The sequence below is a fragment of the Embleya sp. NPDC127516 genome (assembly GCF_044765325.1).
In the GTDB taxonomy this organism is placed as follows: Bacteria; Actinomycetota; Actinomycetes; order Streptomycetales; family Streptomycetaceae; genus Embleya.
The window spans coordinates 93,316-104,907 of sequence record NZ_JBIWJT010000037.1 but is presented as its reverse complement, the minus strand read 5'-3'; the positions used below and the strand labels follow the sequence as shown (position 1 = coordinate 104,907).

Below are 11,592 nucleotides of genomic sequence, written 5' to 3'. Positions count from 1 at the left end.
GCTCGAACAACTCCCACAACTCGTCCGGCACCAGCCGCTCCACAAGCGTCGTCACACCCGCCAGAATAGCGAACACCCCAAATGAAACGACTTCTTAAGGCCAAGGGGCGGGGCGTGCCGCACGAGGCCCACCACGCACCGGCTCGCCACATCGATCGCCGCGCCCAGGTACGGCCGCCCGACCGGGCGGGGCGGCTCGCCCCGGGTCCGCGTCTCGGCTAGCCCTCCCGGGGCGGTGAAAACCGGCACCGGGGAAGGGGGCCGGCCGCAGTCGGATCCCTCCGCAGGCGGCCCGGCGACCGCGCCCGGCAGCACCCCAATGCACGCACCAGGACCGGATAACTCCGGTCCTCGAAAAGTCACGCTGATCAATGCCGGACCAGATGCAAAGTCAAGCTGACCTTTGCAAGGTTCTGTCGGACGCGAAGAAATCGGCGATTCGGTCGGCATCCGCGATATACGCCGGCCGAGCCTGGCGGCAGGTGTGTCGTCGATCGAATGTCGGACACCGGCCCGCCCTGCCCGTGTTCACAGTCTTTCGCGCAACCGGGCTTCCAGAGACGAGTAATCCTCGTCCGGGAAGAGCCTCGGAAGCGTGTGCAGCATCGTGGTCAGACGTCGCCGGGTGTGCACGTGTGCCGGGTCGGCGAGGGAGACTTCGGCGAAGAGCAGCTGCCACCCGTAGACCCCTTTCGCGACGAGGAGATGATCGAAGTACTCGCAGTAGTCGATGTCCAGTTTGTTGAGTCCATGGGCGATGGAGAAGTACCACAGTTCCGGGATCGTCACGCCCGGGAACAGGCGGATCGCGGTGAAAGAGTTGCCCGCCCATCTCGATTGGTCCTCGATCAGGCGCAACTGGGAGAACACCTCGACCTCGTCGCTCGTCGCACTCGCGGGCGCATTCGTGGGCGCACCGGCGTCGATCGAGTCGAGCAGGTGACCCGTCCAGAACTCTCCGGTCAGGGGAACGGTGTCCCGGGTTTGCCAGGAGACTCCGAGCCCTAGGAAACGCGCAAAGCGGGGACCCAGTGACCCGCCCAGATCGAAGCCGTCGCCTTTCGCGATCTCTTCAAAAATCTCGGATGGTTCGCCCGCCCCGGTCGCCACCCCGTTTTCCTCGATATCGAGTATCGAGATGGCACTCGTGTGGGTCAGGTCGGCAACCATGGCGAGAAGCTTCCGCTCGTATGGTGTGAAACTCGGCACCGCGGTATCCATGGTCTACTCCCCGTTCGTTGGTCGTGTGGCCCGGCGATGTAACCGTGTCGCAGTCGGACCATGTACACCGCACACCGCGCGGGGGCGTCCGGCGCCGGGCCATCCGCACACGATCGCACCTCGTGATTCACCAAGAATGTTGGGGTGGTTCGGCACGAGCGGCTGATCGCCGAGGGTGCCGCCCGCCCGGAGTCGACCACTACCGAACCGACCCGCCGACCCGGCCGACTTCCTGTAAGCCGCCGGGGAGCGTGACCTTCCCGCACAGATGGAAGCCGGCTCGGCTGATCCCGACGTGAAGGTCGAAAGCCAAGCTGACGGGCTGTCACAAATCTCCCCGATCGGCCGGGTTGAAAGGCGTCCGGCGGGCACGCACCGCCGGGCGGCGCCGCCCTTCGGCGTGCCCGCCCGGCGGTTCCTCACCCGTGGTCGGCGTTCGGTTCGCGCAACGGCCGCAACTCGTCGGGCAGTTCGGGCAGGGCGAAGGAATACCGCCCGAGCATGTTCACGTGGTCACGCACGAACGGTGAAAGACGGGCCACGTCCACGTCCCGGACATCGAAACCGTCGGCCCGCAACCGCTTGACCGCGGCGTCCATGTAGCGGGTGTTGAACAGGACCAGGGCGTTGAGGACCAGGCCGAGCGCCCCGAGTTGGTCCTCCATGCCGTCCTGGTAGTTCTGGTAGAGCTGCCCGGCCTTGCCGTGGAAGATCTTCCGGGCGAGCGAGTGCCGGCCCTCCTGGAGGTTGGCCTGGGCCTTGATCTGTCGCCGGTAGCCGGGCTCGTCCGCGAGCCGCAGGATGTGCAGGGATTTGGAGATGCGGCCGTAGTGCGCGATCGCGTCGCCCAACGGTGCGGGAGCCCCTGCAGTTGCCGGCACCTGCACTCCGGTGGCAGAGAGGCCACACCGCCCCTTCGGCCAGGACGAGGGAACATCCCCGCGGACGCGCGGGAACCCCGTGCGACACCAAGGTGGTTCAACCGATGATCCCCTCGATGCCTCTCGAGCGGTGATCGATCCGGGCCGGCCGGGGAACGCAAGGATCGGCACCGCCTCGGCCCTCGATGGCATGGCCGGCATCGGCAGGTACCGGAGGCATCCCGCACTTCCTCGGAACGTGCAAAGCACCCACCGCCACGGCTCCACGGCGACGGAGGCGTGGTGGCGGTCGCCGCCTGTACGGATTCCGCTGGTGACGGCCCCAGCCCGGGCGATCCTGTCGATCGTCGACTCGACGGCCACCCTGCTGGGCCACGCGCCGACACGTCTGCGCGTTCCCCACGCGTCACCATCCGACCGCCCGGCCCGGTGTCCTCGAGTCGAGGCCACCGGGCGCGGACGCGGCATATCGGCGAAACACGTCTCACCGTCGTTGAGGTCGGTGCCGCCGATCACGACGACGCGCCGGCGCCGACGGCGGGAGCTGTCGGGATGCGCTCCCGTTGTGCCCGCGGCCTCGACGGGCTCGCCGGGCGGAGACCGGCGTCGCGGACGGGCACGGTCCCCGGCCCGGGCTGTTCGGCGTGGGCGACGGCACCGGACCGCAGGGTGAACGGGCGACGATGGGTCGCGGCATCCGGCGGTGTGGATCAGCGCCGGTGCGAGGCGCTGATGTTGTGGAGATGGATCACGATGTCGTAGGTGGAGCGCAGCCGGGTGTTCTCGTACGCGTCGACGGGCCAGGAGGCGCCGATGTTCCGGATGGGGTGTGCGGTGGTGAGCCAGTTGCGGGCGGTACCGGGGGCCGCGGTGCGCGTGTCGAGGTACCAATCGCGTCGGGACACCTTCTCCAGGGTGTTCTCCCCGCTGCCCTCGCGGGTGGGGCCGACGTCGACGCGGCGCCAGGTCGATCCGGAGGCGGTGGGGTCGATGGCGTTGAAGGATCCTCGGCCGAAGGTGAATCCGGCGTTGACGTAGCGTGTTCCGAGCCGTTCGCGCAGGAATTGCCCCTGCGTCTTCGGCTGGCTCTCGGGTGCCGCGCTCTCGCCGGCGACGTGGGAATTGTGGGCGGAGAGGAACACCTTGGTGCCGGTGTGCCGCTGCCACCAGGCGGTGTTGTCGGCCATGACCTGGTCGCGGTATGTCAACGCGGCGGCGGCGTCGTTGGCGATGTCGAACCCGAAGAGGGTGGCGTTCTGGGCGATGGCTCGGGCGTGTTGGAGCATGAGGTCGTGTTCCTTGGCGGTGATGCCCGCGGGACGGTGCTCCAGGAGGGACAGGACGCGCCGGGTGTCCTCGCGCATGCGTGTGCGGTCGGCGAGGGGCAGGGCCAGGCGCGCGTTGAAGGTTTCCTCCATGGAGGCCGTGGGTCGGGACTCGCGGTACAGCCGTCGGACCTCGGGCAGCAGGTCGGGACGTGTGCGGGCGACGTAGGACGTGACGGTGTCGAACAGGGCGGGCCCGGCGAACTCGGGGCCGTCCCCGGCGACGCGGACGGGGCTCTGGGGGTGGCGCAGGTTCCAGGCTCGTATCCACCGGAACAGGTCCCGGGTCTCGGTGGTGTTCCACAGGCTGCCGCCGGCCTGGAACTCCTCGTCCATGATCGTGTCCAGGTCGCCCCCGCCGTGGCGGACCCACTCGTCCAGGCGCACCCCGGCGCTCCACTGGATCTCCAGGACGAAGCTCCGGAAGCCTTGGCGCTCCACCAGGTGCCGGAAGAGGCGGTGTTTGACGGTGTAGAACTCGCTCGACCCGTGCGTGGCCTCGCCCACGCCGACCACGTCCGCGCCGCGGATCATCGTGTCGAACGCCCGCAGATCCGCGTCGGAGCCGCCCGGGACGGTGCTGCCCAGCGGGTGCGCGGTACGCGCCAAGGCGCGCGCGGGACCCTCCTGCGACGAGGAGGAGTCGGCGGACACCGCCGAAGAGGCCGGCGCGGCCTGAGCGGGCGTCCCCGAGACGGTTGCCGCCAGGCACAGCAACGGCAGGACGGGAAGCAGGATTCGGCTCAGCCGCCCCGACCTGGGCCCGCAACGGCGAGTGGCCACCGGGATGTCGGTGTCCCCGGACGAGTGCAAAAAGTGTGATCCCATGACTCAGACGCTAGGCAACCAACCACGCTCGGCGCCTCGTTCGCGAGGCCCAGGACTCCGGTACCACCCGATGCGACACCCCCAGTACCCACACCATCCGGAAGACCGCAGGCGACGACGGCCACCGAGGACAGGCCACCCGGCGCCGCGCTCCACCCGCATCGTGATTTCAAAGTGACAACCGATCCAATCCAGGAACATCCCCGCGCTCGCGGGGCCGACGCCTCCTCAAATGACCAGGTGGGCGGTTACTCGAGGAACATCCCCGCGTTCGCGGGGCCAACAACGCGGAACCTACGTCTACGAGACTCTGGAGAGGCTCATCCCCGCGTTCGCGTGGCCGACCACCCGCGCGCCCGGCGCGTCCTCGTGGCCATGGGCTCATCCCCGCATTCGCGGGGCCGACCCGTATCGGAGATACCTGAAAGCATCGCCGGAATGATGTTCAAGATTTCTGAAGATACTTGAGCTGGAACATGCGGGTCCAGTGGCCTCGTGAGGGGCCTCGGAGCGTGGGTTCGGGTCGGACTTCAGGTGGGGCTGGACGGCTCCCGTCGGTCACCAGAGCCATATCGTGAGCGCGTCCGGACCGAAACGTCCCGGACGATCACGAGAACGGAGAACCGTGAAGTGGCGACACATCAGGCGCGATTGGGCTACATCCGGGAGAGCGTGGCCGAGTTCCGAGAGGGAAAGACCTCCCTCCGCCGGCTCGTCGACGACATCGAGTACGCCGTGGAATCACTGGAGCCCGGACCTGTACGTGACGACTTGCGTCCACTGGCCGGAACACTGGAGACGATCTACGCGATCGCGCTCGACCGTGGGGAACTCGACGAACTTCCCACGAGCACGGTCACGACGCTCAACGAGCTGATATCCACGATCACCTCCCTTGTCGACGCAGAACCGAGCCCGTAGTCACACAGGGACGAGGCCGGGGCAACGTGGGCGGACACTGGCTGGCCGGTGGGCATCGACGCGGACGCCGACCGCTACCGACACATTCTGTGTCGCCATCGACTGACAAGCCCGTGTCGCCCGACACCAGTGGCCTTGTAAGGCGCCTCGGGGCGTGGGTTCGGCATTCGCAGGGGAGCATCCCCGCGTTCGCGGGGCCGACTTTCCGTCGATCTCGATTCCGAGTCGCCTCACAGGAGCATCCCCGCGCTCGCGGGGCCGACACTGGATGCCCTGGGCATCTACCAGCGGGTAACGCACTTTTCGTACGGTTGCATCCTGCTACCCATGCGTTAGCTTCCGCAAGATCGACTTCCCTCGTCTCCGAGGTAGTTCACCCGACGGACCTCCCACGTCGACGCCCGCCAAGACGGTGGCCGGTCCTCGAGCCGGCCGGGGACCGCCACGATCAACACCGACCCCCTCTCAACGCCGGCACCGGCAAGCAGCGGAAACACCCCATGTCCTCCCGGACCTACCCAAGCCATGAACGGCCGCAACTCCACGGCGACTCACACCGCCGACCGAGCAAAGTCCCCCGCGGACACCGAAGGGCCGGCCGGCCGGTCCGCCGCCGCGCCGGCTCTGCCCGGCCGCGAAGGCCGACACCCACGGCTTCATCGACTCGGTACCCATGAACGCGCCGGGAATGAGCAGCAAAGGAGGCGTCCCCGACGTACCGAGTTCGCCGTACACCTCGTGGTAGAGGCTCAGGCCGTTGATCGCCAGGTGCCCTTGGTGCGTGGGCTTCGTCGTCATCAGCGCGACCTCACGCCTCACGCCGTCGGCCGTAGAGCCGCGCGACATCGGGAGAGTCGAGCCACTTGGAGTAGGTGGGCGACTGCGGCCAGCCGTCGGGCGAATCCTGCCATTCCTCCTGGCGGCCCCACGGCAGGAATTCGACCAACGGGAAGGTGTGGCTGAGCTGTTCCGTACCGCGGCCGGAGGTGTGCCAGGTCCGGTATACGGTGTCCCCGTCCCGGAGGAACACGTTCACCGCGAACCCCCCACCGGGCGGCGCGTCCACGTCGGCCCCGAACGAGCTGTCCGACGACGAGTACCATTCCATGGTGTTCCCGACTTCGGCCTTGTACGCCAGCGCTTCCGCGATCGGCCCGTTGGTCACGATCACGAAGCGCGCATCGTAGTTGTCGAGGAATCCCAGCCGAACGTACTGAGACGTCAGGCTGGTGCACCCGCCGCACTGCCACTGCGCGCCGTCGGACCACATGTGGTTGTAGACAATGAGCTGCGAACGCCCGTCGAAGACCTCGACCAGCCGAACCGGCCCATCCGGCCCGATAAGCGTGTAATCCGGCAGCTTGACCATCGGCAACCTGCGACGCTGTGCCGCAACGGCGTCGAGCTCCCGCGTGGCGGCCTTCTCCCGCACCCGCAACTCGTCAACCGCCGCCTGCCACGTTTCCCGGTCGACAACAGGCGGCAGGGCCTTGGCAGTCTGCTCGGTCATGGTTCCTCCCGGCATCAGATGAACGTACCTCTGATGTGTAGACCGAACCCACCGCCCGAACTCATCGCTGCCGGGTCGGATTCATCAAACCGAGTTCCGCGGCCAGCCACCCAGCCGAGCGGTCCCCCGGCTCATGGGAGTGGCGCCATGGTCCTCAGGGCCACTAGAGATGTTCAACGCGGAACCATCCCCGCGGACGCGGGGCCGACCCCGCGCTGCGCCCGTCGGCGCTCCTCTCACCGGAACCATCCCCGCGGACGCGAGGCCGACACCGCCACCCCGGTGGGGATCCGGTTGCCCGGGAACCATCCCCGCGGACACGGGGCCAACGTGACTTCCCGGGTGCCGTTGCCGTGGCCGCCGAAACCATCTCCGCGCTCGCGGGGCCGACTCGGGGGTGGACGGATCCGGCTTCGGGGAGAGGAACATCCCCGCGCTCGCGAGGCCGACGCCTGCATGCTCACACCCACATTGCGTTCGCTCCCCCGCAGAGCAATCGCGGCACGTACGAATACTGCACCCCGCACGCCGAAGCGCTGGAGCGCGAGAACCAGCGCAAGCACCTCGGCTGCCTCGTGCCGTGGCTCTGACCGCCCGCTCGCCACGCCCGGGACACACGTGTCCGGGGCGCTCCCGTCCCGGATGTCCGGGCACCGAACCCCCGGGGCGGGCCAGCATCACGCCCGGCGGGTGGGGGCGAACGGCGAACCCGGCGGCGCGGAACGGTGGTTTCGTCCGGTCCGTCGACGAGGCGAGGCCGCCCTTCGCCGGTGGCGGGGGCGGCCTCGGTCGTGCGGCGGTGGTGCTTCGACGGTTTCGGGATACGGACATCGAAGACGTTCGCGCGCGTCGGTGGACGGTGCTGCTTCAAGGCCCGGCAGGAGGGTCGGAGGGATGACGCCGCCCACGATTGGGGGACGGTACCGACGTTGGTCGAACCGCCTCCGGGGGTTTTCGGCTAGACGGCGGTGACCTTGTAGGCGCTGACCCAGGCTCCGATGCTGTAGTAGCCGGATCCGTCGATCACGATCCCGCCACCCTCGCAGTTCCAGGTGTCCCACAGCTCCACCCTGGTGGTGGCGCTTGCGCTTTTGGCCGATCGGATTTTGTCGTTCCAGTTGTCGCCGACGTAGATGCACGAGCCGACTTCTCCGGACCACGTCCTGTCCAGACCACTGAAATTGGTACTGGCCCAGCCCGTCCAGCTCCCGGACGCGAGCCGCGCGGAGGACGACGGGGCGGATGCCGGTTGAGCGGATGCCGGTTGAGCGATGACGAACGTGCCGGCCAGAGCCGTGGCCGCGGCCGCGAGCAGAGTCTTGCGCATGGCAGGCATGGAATCTCCTTTTCGATTCGTGTCGTGTCCACCGGAGCGGGAGCCGAGGCTTCGCTCCCGTCGACACGTCCACCGGGTGGTCCGTCCGCGCCGGGCCGGGTGGGACCGACGGCGCGGAGCCCCGGTACATCGGGTGCGGCAAGACTCTGTCCGATCACGCTTACCGTTCGCTTACCGCTCGGCCGCGCCCGGGGGTTCGCCGTCAGCCGCGAGGATGTGCGCACGCGTACCCTCGACGAAGCGCCGGGCCGCGTCCCCTCCCCGGTCGGGTATCCAGGCCACTCCCGCCGTGCACGGCGGGAGTCCCGTGACGTCGACGTACGCGATGCCCGGCCTGGGGTACAACCGGCGGCTGGCGGCGGGTACGAACGCGACGCCGTTCCCGGCGGACACGGCGGCGAAGAGGGCCTCCACATTGGAGACACGGTCGTCGCTGTACACCACGCGCCCGCCGTCGGGGCGAGGGTCGACCGCCCAGAAGTCCCGCCACTCCCCCGGCACACGGGGATCGACGCTCACCACCGCGCGATCCGCGAGATCCGCGAGCGCGACCTCGGAGCGTGCCGCCAACGGATCCGTGGCGGCCACACACGCGACCCGTGGTTCCACGGCCAGGGGCTCCGCCCGAATCCCGGGTGCGACCGGCAGATAACACAGAACGACGTCGACCTCCCCGGACAGCAGAGCGGCGGTCTGTCCCACGAAGTCGAGATGACGAACCTCGACGACGACCTCGGGGCGGCGCTCCCGTGCCCCCGAGATCAACGCGCGCACGTGCGGCAGGGCCAGTTGGGCCTCGAACGAACCGAGTACCACGCGGCCCTCCCGCGCCGCCGACACGGAACCCCGGGCATCCGCCGGAGCATCCGCCCGAGACCTGGACCCCACCACCGGCGCGGGAGCGGAATCCCGCAACAGCTCCGCCTGCGCCTCGGCCAGGATCACGCCCGGTCCGACACCGAGTTCGTCGGCGAGCATCCGCCGCACGGACTCCAATCGGCGCAGCGCCTCCGCTCGCCGGCCGCCGAGTCGCAACCCGTCGAGCAGGGCCGCGTACACGCGCTCCTCGTACGGGTATTCCCTCGTCAGATTCTCGAGGCGCCCGACGACCGGATCCGTGGGATCACCGGCCTCGACCGTCGCCTCGGCGAGTTCCAGCGCCACCGCGATGCGGGACGTCTCCCATCGCACCACCAGCGGATCGTCGCGTAATCCGTGTGGTCCGTTCGCGAACAGGGGCCCGCGCCACAGGCCCAGGGCGCGATGCAGCAGCCGCGCCCGTTCTCGGGGATCGTCCGGGCGGGGCCCGTCCACCAGGCGCCGATATTCGCGGAGATCGCTGTCCGCGTGGACGTAGTCCAGGCGGTAGCCGCGCTCGTTCCTGCTGACGGTCACGGAATCACCACAGTGTTCCGCGAGCCATTCCCGTAATCGCGAGACGGTCGTGTGCAGTGTGCCCGGACTGCACCCTTCGGGGCCCCACACCACGGTGGACAGGCATTCGACGGAGAGCGTCTCCTCCGCGCTCAGGAGGGTCCCCAGGAGATTGCGTACAACCGGTCGCGTCAAGGTCATCGACGTCCCGTCGGACCGCACGTACAGGTCGCCCAGGATCCCGAAGTTCACATACGACCGGGCCACCGCGTCCTCCAGGCACTCGTCCATACCGCCGACCACCGCTCGCGCCCGCGCGAAGGTATCAACCGCCCGGCCGGGGCGCGGTGGATTTTTTCCGGCCATCACACGGCCCGCCGCCCTCACACAGGACACGAAACCGAGAACACGAAACGGAGAACACATGTACGCCACCCCCACGACCAGCTACGGCTTCGAGCTCACCATCGGCGACGAGTTCGACCCGGCAGACATCCCCCTGTGCTGCGACGCCGACATGACCGGGGTCGACGACGACGCCGACCACCTCACCCACAGGTGCGGCATCTGCGACACCACCGTCATGGTGACGCGCAGCGACGAATTGATCTTCGACATCAGCTGACCCGCCCCGGCCGCGTCGACCGACCCGGAAACCGACCCTGCCCCGGGCACCGGCCGCCGCACTCCACCAGGGAGCAGCGACCGGCGCCGCAGGCCCGGGACGGCGAGCAAACGAACAACCCGAACCACCACCACCACCATTACGACGACTGGTTGAACCCAAGGAAGACACCTGTGTCCAACGACCCCCGGTCCGACGACCGCATCCCACCGCCGCCCCCGCCCCTCGGACCCCTCGACGACGACGAGAGGAGGAGGAGATCGACATCACCCTCTGCCGATGTGCCGGCGAGGGGCGCGACGCCTGCGACAACACCGGTGTCGTCCACCCCTGACCTGTGACCGGATCCACGAATCAAACGACGAGGAGGCGCCCCCACGCCTGGACAGCCGGGTGCGCCTCCGTGACCCGCCCCACCACGAGACGGGATCGCCACCATCATGCTCATCCACACCCCGCAACGACAGCGCTCCCGCGCCCTGTTGCTCACGGCCGCCGCCCTACCGCCGGCCCTCGCGGTCGCCGACGACGTCCGCCTGCGCCGCCGCCTCGAGGCCGCCGGACGCGACGAACTCACCGGCATCCACCGCCGCCAGGCCCTCACCGACCGCGGCAACCGACTCCTCCTCACCGACCACCGTGCCGACGACGTCCTGGTCCTGCTCGTGGACTGCGACCGCTTCAAGCAGATCAACGACCGCCACGGACACGACGCCGGGGACCGGGTCCTGGTCGCACTCGCGGGGCGCCTGCACCGCTGGTGCGCCGCCCGCCGCGGCCTGGCCGCACGCCTGGGCGGCGACGAATTCGGCGCGATCGTCCGCGTACCGCGCACCGACACCGGCCGTGAACTCCTCGCCCTGCGCGCCCGGTTGAACAAGCCCGCCCCGCACGCCGAGATGCTCCTGGAGGTCTCCTCGTCCATCGGCGCCACGCACGCCGCCGACCTGCCCGGGAGGCCGTGGACCGCGCTGCTGCGCGCCGCCGACGTCGCGATGTACCGCGTCAAATCCGGCGAGACGAAGTTTCCGTACCTCGGCACGCAGGCCGACGCGACCGTCGCGTCGATCCACGGCCGCCGCCCCGGGCGCCCGGGCACGCACCTGGCCGTCCCACACATCGCCGCCGACCGGCATGACGGCCTCACCCGCTCCCCGTGATGCGTCGGGTCGCCTCCGTGCCGGTCAGGCCGCTGAAGACGAGGCGGGCTGCGGACAGGTGCGCGTAAGGCGAGGGCGAGGATCTCGGACGCGCCGGCTGCCGATCGCTACCCCTTGCGGGGCATGAGGCGGTCACACCAGGAGTATCCGAGGTCGTAAAGACTCGTGACCATGGCTGTTCTCTTGCCGCGGCGCAGAAAGTCGGCGACGGCTTTCGCGGAGCCGAAGACGCTCAACCACACAAGATCGTCCCTGTCGTACGTTCGTGTGTTGGGCAATTCACCCTGCCCTGGTCGAACGCAGTGAACGGTGCCGACGATCTGATACTTGATCTTGTTGCCCATCGGCGTCAGGAGAACCTTCACGCGTCCATCCACACAATCACCCCACCCATGGCGAACATGTCGACGA

The 11,592-nt window shown here is 68.8% G+C and carries 9 protein-coding genes and 1 pseudogene; 3 read left to right on the top strand and 7 right to left on the bottom strand.

The annotated features are described in order from the left end of the window. Positions 1-528: 528 nt before the first annotated feature. The 3 genes and pseudogenes from ACIRL2_RS43655 to ACIRL2_RS43645 all read right to left on the bottom strand — a co-directional run bounded on the left by ACIRL2_RS43655 (position 529) and on the right by ACIRL2_RS43645 (position 4,255). Positions 529-1,221 carry a hypothetical protein gene (locus ACIRL2_RS43655; protein ID WP_402240141.1) on the bottom strand — a complete coding sequence of 231 codons (693 nt, stop codon included), beginning with the start codon at positions 1,219-1,221 and terminating at the stop codon, positions 529-531. A gap of 419 nt (positions 1,222-1,640) precedes the next feature. After that, positions 1,641-2,087: pseudogene (locus ACIRL2_RS43650) on the bottom strand (Tn3 family transposase); the annotation flags it as partial. Between the two features lie 725 nt (positions 2,088-2,812). Continuing rightward, complete coding sequence (locus ACIRL2_RS43645) at positions 2,813-4,255, bottom strand: erythromycin esterase family protein (RefSeq protein WP_402240138.1); 1,443 nt, start codon at positions 4,253-4,255, stop codon at positions 2,813-2,815. 630 nt (positions 4,256-4,885) lie between these two features. On the opposite strand from ACIRL2_RS43645, the gene ACIRL2_RS43640 reads away from it, so the two are divergent. Beyond that, the gene (locus ACIRL2_RS43640; protein ID WP_395871110.1) at positions 4,886-5,176 is read left to right on the top strand and encodes a hypothetical protein; all 291 of its coding nucleotides are present in this window, start codon (positions 4,886-4,888) and stop codon (positions 5,174-5,176) included. An 808-nt stretch (positions 5,177-5,984) separates the two neighbouring features. On the opposite strand, the gene ACIRL2_RS43635 is transcribed toward ACIRL2_RS43640, so the two are convergent. From ACIRL2_RS43635 to ACIRL2_RS43625, 3 genes are all read right to left on the bottom strand, one after another. After that, on the bottom strand, positions 5,985-6,686 hold the full coding sequence (locus ACIRL2_RS43635; protein ID WP_402240135.1) for a DUF899 domain-containing protein: 702 nt from the start codon (positions 6,684-6,686) through the stop codon (positions 5,985-5,987). Between the two features lie 958 nt (positions 6,687-7,644). Continuing rightward, positions 7,645-8,013, bottom strand: a complete 369-nt coding sequence (locus tag ACIRL2_RS43630) for a peptidase inhibitor family I36 protein (protein ID WP_402240133.1) — start codon at positions 8,011-8,013, stop codon at positions 7,645-7,647. A 180-nt stretch (positions 8,014-8,193) separates the two neighbouring features. Next, positions 8,194-9,687, bottom strand: coding sequence for a BTAD domain-containing putative transcriptional regulator (locus tag ACIRL2_RS43625; protein WP_395871116.1), 1,494 nt, complete (start codon positions 9,685-9,687; stop codon positions 8,194-8,196). A 133-nt stretch (positions 9,688-9,820) separates the two neighbouring features. Between ACIRL2_RS43625 and ACIRL2_RS43620 the strand changes: the two genes are divergently transcribed. After that, positions 9,821-10,021, top strand: coding sequence for a hypothetical protein (locus ACIRL2_RS43620; protein ID WP_395871118.1), 201 nt, complete (start codon positions 9,821-9,823; stop codon positions 10,019-10,021). Between the two features lie 440 nt (positions 10,022-10,461). Then, positions 10,462-11,181 (top strand): GGDEF domain-containing protein, encoded by a 720-nt coding sequence (locus ACIRL2_RS43615; protein WP_402240130.1) that lies wholly within the window; start codon positions 10,462-10,464, stop codon positions 11,179-11,181. A gap of 107 nt (positions 11,182-11,288) precedes the next feature. Here ACIRL2_RS43615 and ACIRL2_RS43610 read toward each other — a convergent pair whose 3' ends face one another. After that, positions 11,289-11,546 (bottom strand): hypothetical protein, encoded by a 258-nt coding sequence (locus ACIRL2_RS43610; RefSeq protein WP_402240128.1) that lies wholly within the window; start codon positions 11,544-11,546, stop codon positions 11,289-11,291. Positions 11,547-11,592 lie beyond the last annotated feature (46 nt).

What these genes read in the sequence shown, in the direction of transcription:
- ACIRL2_RS43655 (WP_402240141.1), bottom strand. Translation starts at nt 1,221, where the DNA reads ATGGATACCGCGGTGCCGAGTTTCACACCATACGAGCGGAAGCTTCTC.
- ACIRL2_RS43635 (WP_402240135.1), bottom strand. Translation starts at nt 6,686, where the DNA reads ATGACCGAGCAGACTGCCAAGGCCCTGCCGCCTGTTGTCGACCGGGAA.
- ACIRL2_RS43625 (WP_395871116.1), bottom strand. Translation starts at nt 9,687, where the DNA reads ATGGACGAGTGCCTGGAGGACGCGGTGGCCCGGTCGTATGTGAACTTC.
- ACIRL2_RS43630 (WP_402240133.1), bottom strand. Translation starts at nt 8,013, where the DNA reads ATGCGCAAGACTCTGCTCGCGGCCGCGGCCACGGCTCTGGCCGGCACG.
- ACIRL2_RS43645 (WP_402240138.1), bottom strand. Translation starts at nt 4,255, where the DNA reads ATGGGATCACACTTTTTGCACTCGTCCGGGGACACCGACATCCCGGTG.
- ACIRL2_RS43620 (WP_395871118.1), top strand. Translation starts at nt 9,821, where the DNA reads ATGTACGCCACCCCCACGACCAGCTACGGCTTCGAGCTCACCATCGGC.
- ACIRL2_RS43615 (WP_402240130.1), top strand. Translation starts at nt 10,462, where the DNA reads ATGCTCATCCACACCCCGCAACGACAGCGCTCCCGCGCCCTGTTGCTC.